Source organism: Paludibacter sp., from assembly GCF_009712605.1.
In the GTDB taxonomy this organism is placed as follows: Bacteria; Bacteroidota; Bacteroidia; order Bacteroidales; family Paludibacteraceae; genus Microbacter.
In genome coordinates, this window is sequence record NZ_WASO01000015.1 from 226,231 (window position 1) to 248,944 (window position 22,714).

At 42.0% G+C, this 22,714-nt stretch carries 10 protein-coding genes; all 10 read left to right on the forward strand.

All coding sequences use genetic code 11. The features are described from left to right. The first annotated feature begins 465 nt into the window (after nucleotides 1–465). The 10 genes from F8N35_RS13480 to F8N35_RS13525 all read left to right on the forward strand — a co-directional run bounded on the left by F8N35_RS13480 (nucleotide 466) and on the right by F8N35_RS13525 (nucleotide 22,668). On the forward strand, nucleotides 466–4,485 hold the full coding sequence (locus tag F8N35_RS13480) for a hybrid sensor histidine kinase/response regulator transcription factor (RefSeq protein WP_293054015.1): 4,020 nt from the start codon (nucleotides 466–468) through the stop codon (nucleotides 4,483–4,485). A gap of 743 nt (nucleotides 4,486–5,228) precedes the next feature. Next, nucleotides 5,229–8,402, forward strand: a complete 3,174-nt coding sequence (locus F8N35_RS13485) for a TonB-dependent receptor (protein ID WP_293054017.1) — start codon at nucleotides 5,229–5,231, stop codon at nucleotides 8,400–8,402. A 134-nt stretch (nucleotides 8,403–8,536) separates the two neighbouring features. Beyond that, nucleotides 8,537–10,126, forward strand: coding sequence for a RagB/SusD family nutrient uptake outer membrane protein (locus tag F8N35_RS13490; protein WP_293054020.1), 1,590 nt, complete (start codon nucleotides 8,537–8,539; stop codon nucleotides 10,124–10,126). Between the two features lie 69 nt (nucleotides 10,127–10,195). Next, nucleotides 10,196–11,665 (forward strand): glycan-binding surface protein, encoded by a 1,470-nt coding sequence (locus tag F8N35_RS13495; protein WP_293054023.1) that lies wholly within the window; start codon nucleotides 10,196–10,198, stop codon nucleotides 11,663–11,665. 180 nt (nucleotides 11,666–11,845) lie between these two features. After that, complete coding sequence (locus tag F8N35_RS13500; RefSeq protein ID WP_293054026.1) at nucleotides 11,846–13,291, forward strand: cellulase family glycosylhydrolase; 1,446 nt, start codon at nucleotides 11,846–11,848, stop codon at nucleotides 13,289–13,291. A gap of 40 nt (nucleotides 13,292–13,331) precedes the next feature. Then, a complete protein-coding gene (locus tag F8N35_RS13505) occupies nucleotides 13,332–14,927 on the forward strand; it encodes a glycoside hydrolase (RefSeq protein ID WP_293054029.1) in 1,596 nt (531 codons plus the stop codon). Nucleotides 14,928–14,930: 3 nt separating this feature from the next. After that, entirely contained in the window at nucleotides 14,931–16,535 is a 1,605-nt protein-coding gene (locus F8N35_RS13510) for a glycoside hydrolase family 43 protein (protein WP_293054032.1), read from the forward strand. 77 nt (nucleotides 16,536–16,612) lie between these two features. Further along, nucleotides 16,613–18,604, forward strand: a complete 1,992-nt coding sequence (locus F8N35_RS13515; RefSeq protein WP_293054035.1) for a glycoside hydrolase family 97 protein — start codon at nucleotides 16,613–16,615, stop codon at nucleotides 18,602–18,604. A 12-nt stretch (nucleotides 18,605–18,616) separates the two neighbouring features. Beyond that, entirely contained in the window at nucleotides 18,617–20,554 is a 1,938-nt protein-coding gene (locus tag F8N35_RS13520) for a sialate O-acetylesterase (RefSeq protein WP_293054038.1), read from the forward strand. Between the two features lie 74 nt (nucleotides 20,555–20,628). Next, a complete protein-coding gene (locus F8N35_RS13525) occupies nucleotides 20,629–22,668 on the forward strand; it encodes a beta-galactosidase (RefSeq protein WP_293054040.1) in 2,040 nt (679 codons plus the stop codon). The last annotated feature ends 46 nt before the right edge of the window (nucleotides 22,669–22,714 follow it).

The window sequence follows — 22,714 nt, forward strand, 5'->3', positions numbered from 1 at the left end:
TTGCTGCACTTTAGTATAGCTGTGAAAGGATCGTTATTTTATCACGTATAATTTAATATTGCGGTTACTCCAGAAACGAATAAATTAGTTACGGTAGCCTTTTTTGGATCTGTAAATTGACTATTTAAAGTGCCGGACAAAGTGACATTTACTTTTTTTCATGACTTGTGCATGTCCAGTTAAGGGTACTACACAATGACATCAAAATGACTTTGTTAAGTAAATGTAGACTTTTCTTGATTTCAATTCCAAGATTAGGGAAAATATCCAATAAGATTAAAATTATTTTGATTTATGAACTGGATTATGAAAGAGATGGCATTATCCGTTTAAATATTTCCCCAAAAGACCCCAAGAGCATACATAGGAAACATAAACGGCTGTTTTATTACTGTTTTGCCTGAGTAAGTGGTAGATTTAGTGGTATCTTTGGTCTTGTAATTTTTAATTTGGATAAGCAATACTATGAAGAATATGCGCTTCTTGCCGGCGTTTGTTTTTTTTGTCTTTTTGTTTTTCGAAGCAAAAGGTCAAACGGATTATGTATTCCATCATTTATCAACCGTTGATGGTCTTTCTAATAGTCATGTATATACCATTTTGCGGGATAGGAACGGTTTTTTGTGGATTGGTACCGAAGCCGGCCTGAACAGGTATGATGGCTATCGTTTTAAAATTTATCCTATCCGCGAAGCTAATAGCAATGTGTTGTCTTATAATGATATAGTAGGCCTGAGTGAAGATGCGAAAGGCGATATATGGGTTGATATTGGACATGGGTATGTGGTGTATTCGAAATTGAAAGATCAGTTCATCACGGACATACCGGGACTTTTGAAGAAGTATTCTATTACCGTTGAACGTAATTATAAAATTTATATTGATATCAACCATAATTTATGGGTGTTTAGTGATGGCCGCATATATTATTATAACTATAAAAACAATATCGTTAAAATAATAAAGAACACGTTGCCGGTGTCGGATTATTCCAACATTGGCATAAGCGATAATGAAGAGAGTCTGTATGTTATAACTAAAGAAGGCGCATTGTTTCAAATAGGTAAGTTTAGCGGCAGACTGGCAAGAATCGACCTTCCGGATTTTGTCAGAAATGACATGTCGGGAAATTATAATAAAATTTATGCAGACACTAATTTCGGTCTGTGGCTTTTCTCCAATAAATCCAATCTGATTTATTATAAGCGAAACTCTGCGTCGGTATGGAAGAAAATCGCTTTGAATTCGACCATAAAAACTCAGACTAACGTGGTGCAGAGTATTATGGATGATGGTGCCGGAAATGTTTGGATTGGAACAGATCATAAAGGTGTTTTTGTGTATGATAGAAACAAAGATGCCATTAGAAATATGAAGAATGATCCGTATTTGTACACCTCAATAGCCTCTAATAATGTTGATTGCATTTACAGGGATAATAACGGAACAATCTGGCTGGGACACGATAAACTGGGGTTGTCTTACTTTCATGAAAGTTTTCAGAATATTGTAAATATACAGTCGCCCGGATGCAGAGATGTGAGCGTGATTCTCGAAGATAAGAAAGGCAATATATGGTATGGAACTGACGGCAACGGTATTTTTGTGCAGAACGGAGGTGCAAACAACCCAATGCAGAAAATTTCATTTCCAAACTTTGCCATTGTCTCTTTGCTCGAAGATAAGAAGGGGAGAATGTGGATCGGTGCATATCAAAATGGCTTATTTTGTTATGATCACGGAACTATAACCCAGTATACAACTGCGAATAGCAATTTGTCTGATAATAATATCTGGAGTTTGCAGGAAGATCGTTATGGAAATTTGTGGATAGGAGCTCTGGGCGGTAAGGTTCAATGCTTTCAGCCCGATACCAGAAAATTTTGTCCGGAGAAGGTAGGGTTGGAGGTCAAATACCCTCAGAGTACATATTATGACGGAGGAAACAATTTGTATGTAGGAACCGCTTATGGTCTTTATATTAAGAATGTTATTAGCGGCAAAAAGGTGTCGTATTTCGGCAATGCACATGGGACGCAACAATTCAGGCAACCCTATATCTCAAACATCTATAAGGATAAAAAAGGTCGTTTGTGGCTGGGGCATTTGCAGGGAATAACCATTTGGGATTTGAAGAAGGATACTCTTTATTATCTGGATAAGGAAGCCGGATTATGCGATGATATTATCAGAGGAATTGTTGAAGATGGATATGGAAATGTGGTCGTTACCACCAGCAATGGGATGTCTATCATATCAGCGAGTAATAATAAAGCAGGAGATTTGACTTTTGCCTGCAGAAATTTTTCCGTCAAAGATGGTCTGAAGAGTAATAGTTTCAATAACCATTCTTTGTGTAAACTGCGGAACGGGAATATTTTGTTGGGTGATGCCGACGGATCAACGCTGATATATTCCAATAAAATGGCAGAAAAAAAGCGCCCGCTTGCTAATATTGTTTTTACAGAACTAAGAGTGGCCAATCAGGTTATTGAGGTCGATTCGTTGTACCATGGACATAAGTTTCTGGATTGCTCATTGGAAAAAACATCTGAGTTGACATTCAGATATGATGATCAACTGATTGCGTTTTATTTTACTACCGGCGATTTACTTCATGCCGATAAAGTGAAATATGCGTATAAATTGGAAGGCTTCACAGACCAATGGCTGTTTACGAAAGAAGATAAAATTGAATTTTCAGCCTTGCCTCCGGGTAGTTATCGTCTGTTAATCAAAGCCTGTAACAGTGATGGTGTGTGGAATGAAGATCCGGTCGTGCTGGATATTAGGGTGTTGCCGCCATTTTATTTGTCGTGGGTAGCCATAGTGATTTATATAATACTATTGATTTCGCTGTTCCTGTATATTATTAAACGGACTAAACGTCATCATCGGATTAAGCTGGAGCAACAAAAGCTGCAAATAGAACATGAACAGGAGATGAATCTCAATGAGATGAAATTGAAATTCTTTACCAATATAAGTCACGATTTGCGGACACCACTTACACTGATTATTACTCCAATTCAAATCATGTTAAATGAAGTGTCGGATGAAAAGCTGCGGAAAACACTTCAGACAATGCACAAGAACGCAGAGCAGTTGTTGCAGTTAATCAATTCGTTGCTGGATTTTAGAAAGCTGGATGTCGGAGCAGAGACACTAAAACTCAGAAGCGAGGATTTGGTTAGCTTTATCAGAGGAGTGTACTCTTCATTTCAGATGTATGCAACCGATAGGAAAATAAACTTTATGCTGACAACGGATGTCGATACTCTTCCGATGCGATTTGACCCTGATAAAGTACAGAAAATTGTAATCAACCTGCTTTCGAATGCTTTTAAATATACACCTGACGGAGGTGCAGTAACGGTGAGTATAACCCGGCAGGACAATAATGCATGTATTCGTATCTCTGATACAGGTTCGGGTATAAGTGATTCTGAAAAGAGACATGTTTTCGAACGTTTTTATCAGGCTCCGCAAAAGCAGGATAAAACAGGCAGTGGAATCGGTCTGCATATTGTTAGTGAATATGTACAGATGCATGGTGGTGTTGTTGAGGTGACAGACAATGTGCCGGCAGGAAGTGTATTCGCGTTTACGATTCCTATTGTGGAGCCTGACATGCCGGTTTTGGACGAGTCGGAAACAATAGAAAAAGAAGAGGATGTGTCCGATAACCCCGAAAGGCCGATTGCCAATAAAAAACCGGTGTTGCTGTTCGTCGACGATAACAAAGATTTTTGTGATTTTATGTCGGACAGTCTTTCGGACGAATACGAAGTGCTGACGGCTTATAACGGACAGGAAGCCATCGAGCAGTTGAACCAGTTTGATGTGAATATTGTGGTGAGCGACGTGATGATGCCGGTGATGAGTGGGACAGAGCTCTGTAAACAGATAAAAACGAATATCCTGTGGTCTCATATCCCGGTTATACTGTTGACTGCCCGCACCGCGGAAGAGGCTCAGGTAGAGGGCCTGGAACTTGGTGCCGATGATTACATAACAAAACCCTTTAATTTTAATATCCTGAAACTGAGGGTTCGGCGGTTCATTGAATGGACGGAGAAATGCCACGTTGCTTTTAGCCAAAAAATGGATGTCTCGCCCAGTGAGATCACTATAACATCATTGGATCAACAGCTGATTGAAAAAGCTATACGGGTTGTAGAAGAAAATATAAGTGATACGGAGTTTTCTGTTGAAGCGTTTGGTTCGGCAGTGGGCATGAGCCGTAGTCACTTGTATAAGAAATTGATGAATATAACAGGTAAAGGACCTGCGGAATTTATTCGTACCGTTCGTCTGAAACGGGGGCGTCAGCTGCTGGAAAAAAGCCAACTGCAAATAGCTGAAATTGCCTATGCTGTGGGATTCAATTCACCTAAAATATTCACTAAAAACTTCCGGATTGAGTTTGGCGTATCACCATCCGAATATTTGCGCAGTCTTAATAAACCCACTCAGGAAGAATAAGACGTTTTAATTTGCATCATTTATCTTCATTATATCGCGGGGCATTCCATCTTGGAATGCTCCGTTTTTTTGTTTCTCTCCAATCATATTTAATTGACCGGAAATTTCTTTCCCGAATTTCTTTTCCTTCTTTTATCGGCATTCGTGTCACCGCTATTCTCTTCCGCGTAAGAAACACCCAACAAGCGTTTGTGTACTTCCTTTTTGTATTACGAGCAAGATATCTTCATATTTCAAAAATGTAAATAAATGTAAAATAACAATCGTGGTTTTACAGTCGTTGAAAGTGATTGTTGAACATAACTATGTGCGATGTTGATATATTGACAGATACGGCTGGTTTGGTTGTTTTGTGATATTTAAATTGCATTAATATAGATTATTATGTGTGTATTTCGGCTCGTGATCTACGCTTTATGAAAGCAAAAATGCAACAAATATGACATATATCTACAACAAAATGATACCATCCTTCAGTAAAAGTGAGGGTATTTTTGTGATGAAAAATTTGGATTTGTATTGAGTTGTAGTGTTAAATGATGTTTTTGGTTACGGTGGGTTGCTGTATGGGTGATGTGGTTCTGTGACGTGAAAATTTCGTTGACATATTATAAGTGAGAGTTTGTTACTGATAGGTGAATAGTTGAAACACATATAAAAGGCAGTATTACATGCCAACTGTTTTTACTGCGATGATTATGGATCGTGTTGGCCGTCTTTATTAACTACTAAAATTTAATTACATGAAGAAACAAATCGTTTTGATCGCGGCGTTTCTATCAATGTTTGGCTTTATTTATTCGCAAACGGCCAAACCTGATTTAGCGCTACCTCAATCTGGAGTGACCGGGAAAATAGTGGATACTTCAGGGAATCCTCTTATCGGAGCAGCTGTTTCCGTCAAAGGAACCAGACAGGGCACCGTTACGGACATTGATGGGAAATTTATTCTCAACAATATTGAAAAAGGAATTGTAGTACACGTCTCTTATGTGGGTTACATCCCGAAGGATGTGCGCATCGCTTCCAATGATATGACTATTACGTTGGCCGAAGACACCAAGCAAATGAATGAAGTGGTGGTAATCGGTTACGGGAAACAGAAGCGGAAAGACGTAACAGGATCTATCTCTTCCGTTACGGGCGATGAACTCCGCAAAACACAGCCCACAACCTTTGACCAGGCCTTGCAGGGCAAAGTTGCTGGTCTAATGGTACAACAGGTATCGGGACAACCCGGTGGCGGGGTATCTATCCAGATACATGGTGTTTCTTCCGTAAATGGCACTAATTCTCCACTTTATGTTATAGATGGAGTAATTATTCCTCCCCCTAGCGATCCCCATAATGGTTCCAACCCGTTGAATACCATCAATCCTTCTGAAATAGAATCTATCGACGTGTTGAAAGATGCTTCAGCAACGGCTATTTATGGTTCGCAGGCCACCAATGGTGTGATTGTGATTACTACGAAAAGAGGTGCCGTGGGAACTCCGCAGATAACGTACGATTTTTATGCAGGATACCAGGAATTGGCAAAGAGACTTCCGACTTTGAATTTACAGCAGGATGCCACTTTGCTCAATGACCGGGCTGCTGTTTGGGGTTTTGATGCCAGACCGGAATTTGTCAATCCTCAATATCTGGGTAAAGGTACCGATTGGCAGGATGCTTTATTTCGCAAAGCGCCAATGAGTAGCCATTCCGTTACATTACGAGGTGGCGATAAGGGTACACAATACTTGTTGTCAGCATCTTATTTTGATCAACAAGGGATTTCTATCGGTTCAGACTTCAAACGATATTCGGTGCGACTTAATCTTGATAATAAGACCACGAATTGGTTGAAGATAGGTACCAGTCTCCAGTTGGCTCATATTGATGAAAATGTGAATGCGACCAGTTCCAGTGTTATTTCTACAGCACTCAGCCTTACTCCTGATATTCCTGTCAAAAATCCAGATGGTACCTGGGGTGGCGTCACCAACACAAGCGGTTGGGTAAATTCTGTTGCCAACCCTGTCGGTATTGCACTTCTGCTCAAGGATAAACGAAAAAGAAATCAGGTGTTTGGTAATGCATATGCTGAAATACAATTCAATAAAGACTTGTCACTGAGAAACGAGGTGTCCGGTAATTTTGATTTCAATACAGAAGACACTTTTACTCCAACGTACACGTTTGGAAAAACCGTTAATGGGACTAATTATGCTTCATTTACTTCCGGTCAAAATTTTTATACAGTAATCAGAAATTATCTCACCTATAACCACTCGTTTAGTAAGTATACACTCAATGCTATGCTGGGCCATGAGGCTCAATTGAGTTCGTTCAACAATTTATATGCTTATCGTTCTAATTTTCCTTCAAATAACGTACAAGCCATAAATAGCGGAGATGCTACCACTGCAAAAAATTCAGGTGATCAGGGAACCGGTCCGGCCCAGGAATCTTATTTCGGTCGTGTTAATATTTCGCTGTTTGACAAATATTTGATTACAGGTAACTTGAGGGATGATGGATCATCGAATTTTGACACGGGTAAGCGTTGGGTAACAACATATTCGGGTGCGTTTGCTTGGAAAATCAATAACGAAAAGTTTTTGAAAAACATAAAAGCGATTAATGAATTAAAGTTGCGACTTGGCTATGGTCTTACCAATAATCAGGGTATCCCCGGTAATACTTTCGTGACCCAACTTGCATCGGCAGCTAATGGTCTGTCGGGAACAGCGCAGTTCCAAAACAACCTGGCCAATCCGAATGTGACGTGGGAAAAAACAAATTCTTCCAGTTTGGGACTTGATGGAACATTCTTTAACTGGAGATTAAATTTCTCGTTAGATCTTTATAACCGCAAAACAAACGGACTTTTATTAAAATTGCCACTCCCCTTGTATTCCGGTACTACGGCAGACTGGTCTCCCGGAGCAATGGATGCTCCATATGCAAATGTTGGTTCTATGAGTAACAAAGGATTTGACCTTAGAATCAGCTCAACTAATATTAGCAATAGTAAGTTTACCTGGAAAACCGACCTTACCGTTTCTCATAACGTTAATAAAGTACTCAATTTGGGGTCAGGTGGAAGTTCAGCAAATTTAAGCAAGTCGCTAAACAATCAGGTATTCGAAAAAACTGTTGTCGTACAACCCATCGGTGAATTTTATGGCTACATATTCGACGGCGTATTTGCGACTGCCAACGATTTCAAAACACATGCCCTGCCCGTTGACCAAAGCGGAGTGCCCTATAAAATCTCTTCAGCAGGTGGTGGTATCTGGTATGGCGACCGCAAGTTTAAGGATTTGAATGGTGATGGTGTTATAGATTCAAAAGACCAGACTTTTTTGGGATCGCCGATTCCTAAGGTTCAGTTGGGATTCAATAATACTTTCAATTACAAGAATTTTGATTTGAGCATATTTTTTACAGCCAGTATAGGCAACAAAGTGCTCAACCAACTGGCAATATCACAAAATAATCCCCAGAATAATACCGCCTATTTTAAATCGGTGATGAACTATGCCCGACTGGCTTTGATAGATCCCAATGGCTCGGCGACCGATGTCAACAACGTGTATGTCACCAATCCAAATACAAAGATTGTAGGATTGAGAAATGACGATACCAACGCAAACAATCGTCCTTCCAACTTGTTTATCGAAGATGGCTCTTTTGTGAGATGCAAAACCATTACACTTGGGTATACACTTCCTGAAAAATGGATGGAAAAGGTGAGTATGCACGCGTTGCGGATATATGCAAGTGTTACGAATGCCTTTATCATAACAAAGTATACCGGCATGGATCCTGAAATCGGTTCATGGAATCCTCTTCAAGCGGGTTGGGACAATGGTTATTATCCTCAGCCAAGAATATTTACTATAGGTGCCAGCTTATCACTGACAAAATAAGTATTGTGAAATAAGAAAATTATTATCATATGAAACGAGCATTAAAACAGACGTTTAAACCAAAAGACCATGCCCCGATAGCTATCGGGATGCGAGTTCCATGTGACAACTATTTAAAAAATAAAAATGAACACATGAAATCAATAAATAAATCAATCATTCCGTTATTGCTGTTTTTTGCAGTTATAGCCGGAGGATGTACGGAAAGCTTTTTGGATCGGCCGTCTCAATCGCAAATCAGCTCTAATAATTTTTATCAAACGACTTCAGATTTGCGACTTGCAACAGCAAGCCTTTATGGGGGAGCTCCATGGATGCAGTGGCACAATAGTGCTTTGTTGCCCCTTGGTGATATTTTGAGTGGTAACGCTTATTTTGCATGGTTTGGCGATTTTGTTCAGTTGTACACCCGTACCATTACAGCTCAGAATAGTGTTGTTGCCAGTGGGTGGACCGGCTTGTACAATGTAGTGGCACAATGTAATACGGTAATTAATGCCATACAGGAGCAAGCTGCGTCTTCGATATCTGCAACCGACAAAAATGCAGCAATTGCAGAAGCCCGGTTTATCCGCGCTGTAGCCTATTATCATTTGGCTGTAATGTGGGGTGCAGTACCCATTATTGAGGATAACCGTAAATTGATACAGAATCCGTTACTGAACCGGAACATTATTTCCGATGTGTATAAATTTATTATTGCCGACCTGACTTATGCAGCCCAGAATCTTCCGACAACTGATGCGTCGGGTAGAGTAACTACATGGTCAGCACAAGGAATGCTGGCCAAGGTATATTTAACAGCGGCAGGCTTGGGTCAAACAGGCGGTACCCGCAATCAGGAATATTTGGATAATGCAAAAAAATATGCAGGTAATGTTTGCAAAAACAGCGGGTTGTCTTTGTTGCCGAATTATTATAACCTTTTCAGAGCACAGTATAATGACAACCAGGAATCATTATTTTCCCTTCAATGGACAGCCGGCGTGGGCTATAGTAACGGTAACCATTGGCTAACGTATTCGCCCAGCAATGATATTAACCCGCAAAAGAACGGAGCGTGGACGCCATTGGCTCCTACTTACGATTTGTATTTACTTTATTCTCCAAAAGATACGGTAAGACGAAAAGCAAGTTTTATGCTCAACGGAGATTATTATCCCGAACTAAATGCAGCCGGTGGCGGTTACAAGTCTACGGGGCAAGCAATGAAGAAACATATTATCGGCAATGAGAAAGATAATAATGCACCAACCATGGATATCTGGTCATCAGTTGAACATAACGCAATTCTTCGATTGGCAGATGTTTACCTCATTTATGCCGAGGCTGTTTTGGGTAATAATGCTTCCACTACCGATGCCGATGCTCTGTCTTATTTTAATAAAGTCCGTACAAGAGCAGGGGTTGATCCGGTTGCTACATTAGATCTCGATGCTATTTATCGGGAAAGAAGAATTGAGCTGGCATTCGAAGGCCAATATTGGATTGATTTAGTACGGCTCTCGTATTACAACCCGACAAAAGCGTTGTCTGTCCTTTCTAATCAGCAGCGTGTTACATTTAAATACGACAAGGGGGTGGCTACCACAACTCCGGCTGGTGAAGCTGGTGGTCCTCAGCCGATTGTTGCGCCAACTATCGGTTCATTTACCTTGCCTATCCCGGCATCAGAGTTGACTTCAGATCCAAAACTGGCTGATGCACCGGTGCCTTATTATTGATAACTCTAAAACTTTGATCACATGAAAAAAATATCACATAGACAAATGTATTTTTTACTTGTGTGCTGCATGACTGCATTTTGCGCTCTGCTGACATCTTGTAAAAATGATACTATAGGTTCGCCGGTAATTACTGCTGTGAGAAATTATGTAGCTTCTCCCAATGATACCATTATCAATAGCGCAGTGGCGAAAGGACAGTGGGTGGTTATTGAAGGAAAATACCTTCAGGATGCCCTTCAAATATCATTTGATGGTGTACCGGCTACTTTTAATAATGCATTGTTTTCGTCAGATCATGCTGTGGTGCAGATACCTTCCATCTTGTTCTCGACAATAGATATGAATAAACTCTATACTATAGAATATAAAACAACAACGGGTACAGCATCGTTTTCTTTTAAGCTGGGTCCTCCAGCGCCGACTATTACTGCTATTTCAGATGTCTTTGCCAACCCGGGTGATTCGGTTTTTCTGTATGGAACAAATCTGGTTTTAGTTGAGAACCTGACGTATGGAGGTGCCAAAATTAGCTCGTATAAGTCAAACCTTGATGGTACATCTCTTGGTTTTGTGATGCCGTCTCCTGCCCCAACATCAGGAAAGGTACTGCTCACAACAAAAAGTGGTTCCGCTAGTTTTGACATAGTTGCTCTTCCAACTATTACAGGTGCTTCCAACGAAAATGCCGTTCCTGGCGATTCAGTTTATGTTTATGGAACCTACCTTAAAGGTGTCCAGACATTTACTTTTGGAGGAGTGGCTATTACTTCTTATAAGTTAGCCGCCAAAGGAAACTCTATCGGTTTTGTTTTGCCGTCGTCTGTACATAGTGGACCGGCATCAGTAACCACCGTGTTTGGAACAGCTACCACCGTATATGATGTCTATAACCAGTATAATGTACAGTATGTGGGAAGTGCCACAACAGGCGTGTTAGCCAATATGGAATGGGGCAGTGCATTTGGATGGGGCTGGTGGGGAGGTGCCAATCTCTCGGTAAGCGACGCCAGCCGAACCGGAGGATGGTTAACTCTTTGTGCTGATATGGCAACCAATCCAGGGATGTTCATGTCGATCAACGAAGGAACTCTGGCTGCCGGAGTTAAGGGCAGCAGCATACCCCTCGGTGCTGCTCAGTGGATACCCGCTGCCAATATGAATGATCCGGTTGATAATTGGGCTATTAAATTTGAAATAAACATTCCAAAAGTATGGAACGGAGGTGCTGTTTGTATTCAATCAGGATTTACCGGTTCATACACCGCCCGGTACGAACCCTGGCAAATTTCCTCGACAGCCACGGCCGCATATACAACCAAGGGCTGGACAACGGTAACCATTCCGCTTTCCATGTTCCGGGCGAAAGATGCTACGTTGGGTGAAGGGAAAGGGGCTTCAGTAACAACATTAGCAAACTTATTAGGGCCTACAGGAAATACCGGATGTAGCGTGTTTATCAATAATTACGGTACATCAACTACAACAACAGGATTTTATGGTGGATTTGATAATTTCAGAGTTGTAAAAATCAAGTAAAAATGCTTGTCGTGTTTTACAACTAACTTACAGAATGGGGCGTTACTTCGGAGTTTTTGGTCGGAGTTTGCAATCCGGATCAATGGCCTAAAGCCAATCTTTCTACTTGCGACTCATACTGTTCCAAAAAGACCGGGTTAACGCCCCTAAACTAACGCTAAACTATAAAAATATTTACAAATGAGATTAAACCAAATACTAGCTTGCGCATTGTCGTTACTGATTTTTCCAGTTGTATCTTGTTCAAAGACGGCAGAATTAGATTCTCAGTTGACAGTATCTCCGGCTTCGGTCTCTTTCCCGGCAGCAGGAGGAACGTTGGCTGTGGGAGTCACCTGCAATAATGATTGGAATGTTAATAATTCTGCAACATGGCTTCAACTGGATAAAACCTCTGGAGGTAATGGCAGCGACTCTATCCACCTTACCACAAAGCTTAATGACACAGGTGCAATTCGTTCTGCGATCCTGTCTGTTGATTCGAAAAACGGGCAATCCCGACGGGTGTCTGTGTCTCAGGCAAGTCAAATATTCCCGTCCTACAACACGTCCCCAAAAGCTCCGGATGCTACCGGCATGAGTACTGCTGTACAACTGGCGGCCAAATTCAAATTTGGATGGAATATTGGGAATACGCTTGAGGCTCTGGGTGGAGAAACAGGTTGGGGCAATCCCCAAATTACAGAGTCGTATGTAAAATCTATAAAGCAATTAGGTTTCACGGCTATTCGCATCCCGTGTTCCTGGAATATTCATATCGATAACAAAGCTACTGCTCATATAGATCAGAATTGGATCAACAGGGTAAAAGAAGTAGTTGGTTATTGTGTGAATAACGACCTGTATGTTCTGCTTAACATTCACTGGGATGGTGGATGGCTGGAAAACAACATCAGTCAAGCAAAGCAAGATTCTGTCAATGCAAAGCAAAAAGCTTTGTGGGAGCAAATCGCCACCTCTATGCGCGACTTTGATGAGCATCTGATGTTTGCCAGCGCTAACGAACCGAATGCAGACAAAGCTGAAACGATGGCAATTCTCGCCTCATATCACCAAACTTTCATAAATGCTGTTCGTTCCACGGGTGGAAAAAACAGCTACCGTGTTCTTGTACTTCAAGGGCCCAATACAAGTATGTCATTGACGCCTCAATTGATGGGTGCGCTTCCTAATGACCCGATACCCAACCGCTTGATGGTTGAAGTGCATAACTATAACCCGTCACAGTTTTGTTTCGGGAAATCAGACGAGGTCTGGGGTAAAATGCTTTACTACTGGGGTAGCGGCCATCATTCAACCATTGAACCTGACCGTAATGCTACGTATGGTGAAGAGGACGCCCATCTCGCAGACTTCCAGAAAATGAAAGAGACGTTTGTTGATAAAGGAATTCCGGTTTTGATGGGTGAGTATGGAGCTTACCGACGTGATGGTTCTGCAAATTTACCCAAAGATATGCCAACACACGAAGCTTCGGTTGATTATTGGATCACCTTTGTTACCAAGCAGGCATTGGATCATGGAGTAAAACCTTTCTGGTGGGATACCGGAGGAGCCGTGGATCGGCTAAATAATGCAGTAAAAGATCAACGCACAATTGATGCAATTTTTGCAGGAGGAAAATGAAAACTGGACACCATCTAATCAAAAAAATAGACTGAACTAAATGAAAGCAAACCGTGTAATAGTAGCATTATTAGTATGTTTGATGATTCTTCCGGTTATGGGAGTGAATCGGAAAAATAAAAAGCAAGAAATACCGGAACGAGTGATAAATGTCGACTTCAATCAGACATCCGGGCCAATGAATACCATGTTCAAAGAATGCGTAGGGGCCGGACGAGCTAATGAAGGCTTGCGTGCAGACTGGCAACAACAGTTGGCTTACGTTAAAAAAGAGTGTGGTTTTAAATACATTCGTATGCACGGTTTGCTGACGGATGATATGGCCGTATATACCGAAGATGGTAAAGGGAATCCCATTTATAACTACATGTATGTGGATGCTCTGTATGATTTTTTGTTAAGTATCGGTATGAAGCCTTTTGTGGAATTAGGTTTTATGCCTAATGCGTTGGCCAGTGGCAACCAAACTATCTTTTGGTGGAAAGGAAATGTGACTCCGCCTAAAGATTATAATAAATGGGGCGATTTTATCCGTAATCTGGCGCAACACTTCACGGATCGTTACGGTGCGGATGAAGTGAAAACATGGTATTTTGAGGTTTGGAATGAGCCGAACCTTTCGCCGGGGTTCTGGTCCGGCACACAAGCTGATTACTTCAGGTTGTACCAATACACAGCCAAAGCAATCAAGAGTGTAAATTCGGAATATAAAGTTGGCGGACCAGGAACAGCGGGTGCTGCCTGGGAAAGCGAAATGATTGACTATTGCACCAAAAACAGCATTCCAATTGACTTTATCAGTACGCATTCGTATGGTGTAAAGCAAGGATTTCTTGATGAATATGGAGTAGGAGGTACTGTGTTGAGTAAAGATTCGATGAGTGTCAGTGGTGATGTGCTTCAGTCGCACAAAGAGATTGCCGCTTCATCCAAACCCAATCTGGAATTGCATTATACCGAATGGAGTTCCTCATACACTCCTGCGGATCCGCTGCATGACAGTTATCACGAAGCTGCGTATATTCTGGAAAAGATCAAGCAGGTTGGAAATGCGGCCAATTCTATGTCATATTGGGTGTTTACCGATATTTTTGAGGAATCAGGTCCCCGCTTCACACCTTTTCACGGCGGATTCGGACTGCTGAACATTCAGGGAATTCCCAAGCCGGCCTTTTATGCTTACCAGTTGATGAATAAACTCGGAAAAACGGAGCTGGCGACTTCAGACAAACGTTCGTGGGCAACTAAAAATGACAACGGCGATGTTCAATTGCTTTGTTGGGACTTCACGAATACACATCCCGGTGATTCAGTGCATAATCAAAAATATTACGTACAGGATTTGCCTTCCAAAGCAAAAGGAAAGCTCACGGTTAACTTCTCAAAAATTCCGGAAGGACATTATGCATTCGAAATTTATAAAGTTGGATATCGGTGTAATGATGCCTTTTCTTCTTATCTCGATTTAGGAAAACCATCACAATTGAATAGAACTCAGGTGGAACAAATCAAAAAACTGAACGACGGATCACCATTTATCAGAGAGATTGTTAATATACAATCCGGTCAATCTTTTGTTAAGAAATTGGATATCAGGGAAAATGATGTGATCTTCTTCAATTTGGTAAAATTATAAATAATGGTGATAAAAGTTAGGTTACAAGCAAGATTATCAATATATTTGGTCCTCGTAGGGTTATTGTTGAGCAGTTTTATTTTTAGTCAGAAAACATATAAGAATCCCATTATCACGGGAATGAATCCCGACCCGAGTATTTGCCGTGTCAATGACGATTTTTATATGGTTACTGCTACATTTGAGTATTTTCCGGGCCTTCCAATTTATCATAGCAAAGACTTGGTGCATTGGAAAATGATCGGATATGTGTTGTCCCGGGCAAACAACTGTCCGGTAGGAGGGGCATCCTCATCAGGGGGCAATTTTGCTCCGGCACTGCGTTACCACAACGGCACCTTTTACGTCTCATGCACAAATTATGGCGGAAATGGCTCGCAGGGAGTATTTTACGTAACAGCCAAAAATCCGGCAGGGCCATGGTCTGACCCGATTTGGATAGGCAACTGGAATGTCGATCCTTCGATGATGTTTGCCAACGATAGCATGTACTGGATCAGTCCCGACAACAAGGGCGGTTTTATGACAGGAACTATCAATGCTGCTACAGGAAAATTTATAACGCCGCTACGGAAAGTTGCCGCCGGACTGGGTGGTTCATCCCCCGAAGGGCCGCACATGTACAAAATAAACGGTTATTATTATCTGATGTCAGCCGAAGGTGGCACCGGATACGAACACCGGGAAGTGATTCAGAGAAGCAAAACGCCTTGGGGACCGTTTGATGCAAGCCCTTACAATCCGGTTGTGTCCAATATGAAGGTTCCCCAAAGCCCGATTCAGGCTATAGGACATGCCGATTTGTTACAATTGGCGGATAGCAGTTGGTGGTTAGTTTGTCTGGGTATCCGACCTACCGGAGGTAAATTTCATCACTTAGGAAGAGAAACGTATCTTGCTCCTGTTACCTGGAGCCCGGATGGCTGGCCCAAGGGAGGTGTCGATGGGGTGGTGAAAGAGCGGTTTCCATGCCCGAATCTTCCCGAACATGTTTGGGAGAAAGAGCCAGTTCGTGATAATTTTGACAGCAGTGTTTTGCGGTTACCCTGGAATTTTCTCAGAGTGCCGTATGGTCAAGATTGGTCATTAACCGAAAAACCCGGCTACCTCAGGCTAAAAGGATCCGGCGTCAGTTTGAACGATAAAGACTCGCCTGCTTTTGTGGGGCGCAGGCAAACGGCATTCAATGTGACGGCTTCATCCAAAATAAGTTTTATACCGACAGCGGCAAATGAAGAAGCCGGTTTGACGGTTCGCGGTGATGATCATAACCATTTTGACTTATTGATTACAAAGGTGAAAGGAACGCGGGTTGCCATGTTCCGAAAATACCTGAAAGGCAAAATTACCGGCGTGAATTCCCGACAAATTGCTGATGGCGACATCGTTTTACGCATAACTGCTACGGAAAATCAGTACAAATTCTGGGTGCTGCAGGAAGGAAAACCTGACAGGCTGCTTGGTTCTGCGTTGACCAAAGACATATCTACCGAGATGATCGGAGGTTTTACCGGTACGTATATTGGTATGTATGCTTCCGGAAATGGGCGGGCGAATGCCAATCCTGCCGATTTTGACTGGTTCGATTATGCAGAGGGGATTAATTGAAGAAAAAGGATGGTTAAGCCAAGCGAAGAAATTCGACTTTTAGTGTATTGATTTGATAATTAGAAAAATATATTTACGTGAAAAACATCAGAATAATCTCATTGCTTTTTATTTCATTATTTTCGATTCAGGTTTGTTTGTCTATGACCACTCCTGTTGAAATGCGACTATTATCTCCGGATAAACAAATAGTATTGCAACTAGAAGTTGGTTCAGATCTAAGCTGGACTTTAGTTCAGGCCGGCGAAACAATAATATCTCCTTCAAATATTTCTCTGCTGTTGGCTGACGGAACAATATTAGGAAAAGATGCTAAGATAAAGTCAACCCAAAGAACTACGATAAACTCGACAATCAAAGCGGTTAATTACCGAAAGCAAGAGATCGCGGACAATTATAATCAGATGACCATTACCTTCAAAGGTGATTATGGTTTGATTTTCAGAGCTTATAACGACGGCGTTGCCTACCGTTTCTTTTCCACGAAGAAAGATGGAATTGTGATTGCCGATGAGCAGGCAAACTTTAATTTCAAAACCGACCACAAGGGCTGGGTCCCTTACACGCGCGATCCACGCGAGGGTGACAAATTTCAAACTCCTTTTGAAATTATCTACGACCAGACAAATATCTCGCAATTCCGCATCGATTCCCTTGCAATTCTTCCTTTACTGGTCGATCTGGGAAACCAAAAGAAAGCCCTGCTGATGGAAACTGATTTGGAAGATTATCCCGGAATGTACCTCAATCTCAATAAACAAACAAAACAGGGATTTGTAGGTGTTTTCCCAAAATCTCCCCTGAATGAGAGAGTTGGTGGCTACGAAAATTTGAATTACTGGGTAAGCAAACGGGCCGATTTTATTGCTAAAACCTCGAAAGCACGCGAATTTCCGTGGCGTGTGGTTTTTATCAGTAAAAACGATAAAGAATTAGCAGATAACGACATGGTGCAACGATTGGCCGCTCCTTCACGTATTGCAGATACTTCGTGGATCAAGCCCGGAAAAGTAGCCTGGGACTGGTGGAACAACTGGAATATCTCGCACGTCGATTTCAGAGCCGGAATTAATACACAGACCTACAAATATTACATCGATTTTGCCTCGGAGTACGGGGTTGAATATGTGGTGCTTGATGAAGGTTGGTACAAAGGGCGTGATATACTCACTTCATCAGATGAAATCGACCTTAAAACGATACTCGATTATGCTAAAAGTAAAAATGTAGGAATTATCCTTTGGTCTGCCTGGCACGATTTGGATATTGTGAAGGAAAAAGCCTTTGCGAAATATGCAGCTATGGGCGTAAAGGGCTTTAAAGTGGACTTTTTCGACCGTGACGATCAAAAATCGATGCGCTCGTGCTACGACATAGCACAACTGGCAGCACAGCATAAAATGTTGCTCGATTATCATGGCATGAAACCTTCAGGCATACAAAAAACGTGGCCTAACGTGGTGAATTTTGAAGGTGTAAAAGGGATGGAAAATGTAAAATGGGCGCATGATAACATGCCGCCTTACGATGTTACACTTCCGTTTATCCGAATGATGGCTGGCCCGATGGATTATACTCCGGGAGCCATGCGAAATGCTACAAAAGAAAATTTCCAACCGTCTAACTCAATGCCTATGAGTCAGGGAACCCGTGTGCATCAAATGGCAATGTATGTGGTGTTTGAAGCTCCGTTGCAGATGTTGTGCGACAATCCCACCGCTTACCGCAAGGAAGCCGAATGTACACGTTTTATGGTGAAAGTGCCAACAGTAACAGATCGCACAGTGGTTTTGGATGCGAAAGTTTCAGAATATATAGTGACGGCTCGCAGCAAAAATGATAACTGGTATGTTGGAGCATTAACCAACTGGGATGCCCGCACGCTGACAGTCGATTTGTCATTTCTGCCCGAAGGAAAATATAAAGCCGAAATATTCAGCGATGGCATCAACGCCGACCGCGATGCCACTGATTTCAAACGTGAGGAAAAGATATTAACCAATAAAGATAAGATAGTAATTAATCTGGCAACAGCTGGTGGTTGGGCTGCCCGGTTCGAAAAACAATAAGAGACAACTACCATGAAAAAAAACATTTTAAGTATCGTTCTTTGTTTCTTTGCGTCGTTGGTTTCAGCGCAAATATCGTTGCCCAAGGTTTTTGGCGATAGTATGGTTTTGCAGCGCGATATTCGCATTCCTGTATGGGGAAATGCTGTACCCGGTACGCAAATTGTTGCCAAGCTTGGAAATAGTGAGGTTAAAGCAAAAACCGATGAAGCGGGAAAATGGATGGTTCGCTTTCCTAAATTCAAAGCGGGCGGCCCATATACCCTTACAATTGCTGAAGCGGGAACGCCGGAGACTAAGATTCAATGCAAGGAAATTCTTATTGGCGATGTGTGGCTGGCTTCCGGTCAATCCAACATGGACTGGTCAGTAAAACAGGCTCAGAATGCAGCAAACGAGATAGCAAAAGCCAATTATCCTCAGATACGCTTCATCGTTGTGGCGCAGGATATGAAATTAACGCCGCAAAACGATATTCTTTCGGGCAAATGGAAAGTTTGCGACCCGACAAATGTGAAAGATTTTTCGGCTGTGGCGTATTACTTTGCGCGCAAGATACATACCGATCAAAATGTGCCAATCGGGATTGTACAGCCTTCACGGGGCGGCACTCCGGTTGAAGCGTGGACAAGTCGCGAGAAATTGCTCTCATCGCCCATCACACGGGCAAGGACGCTGAGCAACGACACGCTCACACCAATGCACTTTGTGAAGGACAGCCTGAGCTGGGTTCGTTTGTGGAACATTGTGTATAACCCTCAAAACAATACCGATAAAGTTGTTCCGACAATAGATTACGATGATGCTGCCTGGCCGACTGTAGAAATGCCCCGACTGATTAAAGATTTCGGAATTGGAGCTTACGAAGGAATGATTTGGATGCGAAAGAAGATTCAGTTGTCCGAATCCTTTTCAGGAAAAGACCTGATACTGAATATCGGGCATCCCGAAATGAATTATTCGCTCTATTTTAATGGCGTTGAAGTCTGTAAATCCGTCTGGAATAGCTCTCAGAATCACTCCTATAAGATTCCGGCAGGCATTGTGAAGAAAGGAGAGAATACCATTGCCATCCGAATCGCGATGATATGGAGCGGAGGTGGAATAAATCCACCTGCAGAAGATTTATATCTGGCTGATGGAAATTCAAAATTATCTTTGGCCGGTAAGTGGAAATATCAAAAAAATCTTGAATCCACTTTTCCTAAGATATTCAATTATCAGTATTATCCTACGGTGCTCTACAATTCAATGGTTCATCCCCTTATTCCATTCGGGATCAAAGGATTTCTCTGGTATCAGGGAGAAGCAAACGACTCGGCAGCGTATAATTACCGGAAATTATTTCCGATGATGATTGCAGACTGGAGAGCACGTTGGGGGCAGGGTAACCTTCCGTTCTTATTTGTACAGTTGGCAAATTACAAGAAAATACAGCCGAAACCGATGGAAAGCGAATGGGCCGAATTGCGTGAAGCACAAACCATGACACTTTCACAACCCAATACCGGAATGGCTTGTATTATTGATATTGGAGATGCAGAAACCATTCACCCGCTGAACAAACAAGAAGTGGGTCGTCGGTTGGCATTGATTGCTGAAAAGCAGGTGTATAAACAAAATGTAATCGCAAGTGGGCCAATGTTTAAAAGTCTCAGCATCATTGGGGGAGAAATTCATATTCGTTTTTCACATGCAGAAAAAGGACTGAAAACCAGTGATGGAAAAGAAGTGACCGGCTTTGCTATTGCCGGCGATGACAAACAATTTTATTGGGCAAAAGCAACAATAAAAGGCGATCAGGTGGTGGTTTTTCCCGACAAAGTAAGCAAGCCGGTAGCCGTGCGTTATGCCTGGGCGGATAATCCGGTTTGCAATCTGATGAATTCGGAAGGATTGCCTGCTGTACCATTCAGAACGGACGAATGGAAAGGTATTACTCAGAAATAGGCATCATACTTTTACGAATCAATTAATTAGTCCGTATCGCAGTTGCTCGTTTAACCGTTAAAATCAAATTATACATGAAAAACTCCAGGTTTTTGTTGCTTTTTATTGTTACTATGTTTTTTGGCTGCGTGTTGCAAGCCCAAGGATTGTATGTTGGAACCAATTACCATCCTCACGATGATAAGAATATCGAAAAAATTAAGAGTGATATTCAGTTAATGAAAGCCGCAGGTTTCACGGTGGTACGCATGGGCCATTTGGCATGGGATAGCTACGAACCGGCTGAAGGTCAGTTTGACTTTGAGTGGTTTGATAAGGTAATGGATATGATGAACGAGGCAGGTATTAAGGTTATTCTGGATATTGCCGTACATCCAGCCCCTATTTGGTTGCACAAGAAATTCCCATCGATAGATGTGGTCAGTGCTACCGGCAACCAGTTATATCCCAACCACCGCTATATGGACGATGCGGGAGATCCCAACTATCAAAAGTATGCGCTTCGATATACCGACATGCTGACAAAAAGATATGCCAAACACCCGGCATTGTTGGCGTTTGGCGTTGATAACGAGTCAGGTGACGGCCCTATTTCTTATTCAGAAACTGTTCGGTTACGGTTTGCCGAGTGGTTGCACAAGAAATACGGTACTCTTGAAGAGTTGAATACAGCGTGGGCTACCCAACGTTGGTCGCGTCGGTTGAACAACTTTGAAGAAGTTGGTCTTCCATCCGAAGGACAGAAAAACGGCGCTCCCGAAAAAATCTTAGACTTCCGCACGTTTGTTTCCAGCGAAGTGAATAACTTTTTGTTTGCCGTTTTGGATAAAGTCAACAGCAATGCGCCGGGTGTCCTCACAAATACCAATGCCTGGTACTATAGCCCGTTGAAATATATCGACTGGTCTGAAATTGCATATTCGGGAAAAATGGCTCGTGAAGGTTGTGGTTTTTATCCCGGAAGCTCCCTGACCACAAACTGGGGCGTAATGAATGCAGCATTTGGAATATCAAGAATTCAATTCGAGAGTACTAATCCTTTTTGGTGCAGTGAGTTTACGACGATGACAGCTGTCCCCAATTCAATTCGCAAATCGGCGTATGCCACATTGATGTATGGCAATCAGATGGTTTGCGGATGGACATGGCAAAGCATGTGGGGCGGAGAAGAGCAATACCTGGAAGGAATGTTGGATTGGGATGGAGTTCCGAATCGTAAGTACGAAGAATATAAGAAAATAGCCTCCGAATTTAAAAAGATTGAAAAGTATTTCCCCTACAAATCGCAACCGGAAGTCGGCCTTGCATTTTCTTTCCCGAGTCAAATAGCCAGTAGTTCATTCCCGGAACAACAGGAAAATCAGCTGCAAGCCTGCTGGAATCTTTTTTACTCGCGCAATATGGATGCAAATGTTGTGGAAATCAGTAAAAGCGCATTGAAATATAAAGTGCTTTTTGTTCCCGGTATTACGGTTATGGATGACTTGACAGCCAATAAAATCCGTGAATTTGTAAAAAATGGAGGTACGGTAATCATGACCAGCAATTCGGCTTTGGTGGATGCTTCGGGGCAGGTATTTAAATCAACTCACCCCGGAAAATTAAGCGATGTCTTTGGAATCCGGATCGGTAGTTTCGAAGAAACCGAGTCGATGAATGAGATTTCACGCAAATCTTATAAAGGAAAAGCTCTTGAATTTACATACAAAGGAAAAGCCGTTGATATGCAGTCGGCAAGGTTCGATGTAATTGAGCCGAAAGGAGCTGAAGTGATTGGCAGCATTACCAGTCTGGACAAAGATTATCCGATAATGACTTCAAATAAATATGGTAAAGGCCGTGCTATTTATGTTGGTTTACCGGCTGATGCCAGTGTTCTCAATCCATTGCTTGATGAGCTTATAGCCCAATTGAACATAAAGAAGGGGCCGGAAGTACCATCGGGCGTTATGGCGCGTCAGATTGATAAAACGCACTTTTTGTATTTGAATGTAACAGGAGAACCGAAACAGATACCAATGAAGGGGAAATCCAGAAGTATTCTTTTTGATAAGGATTATAACGATAGTTTTACCGTTGCACCTTACGAACCTGAATTTATCGAAACAAAATGAGGCTTGAAGACAGAAGGCCTTCCTGATTTTCAAAAATAAATTTGAT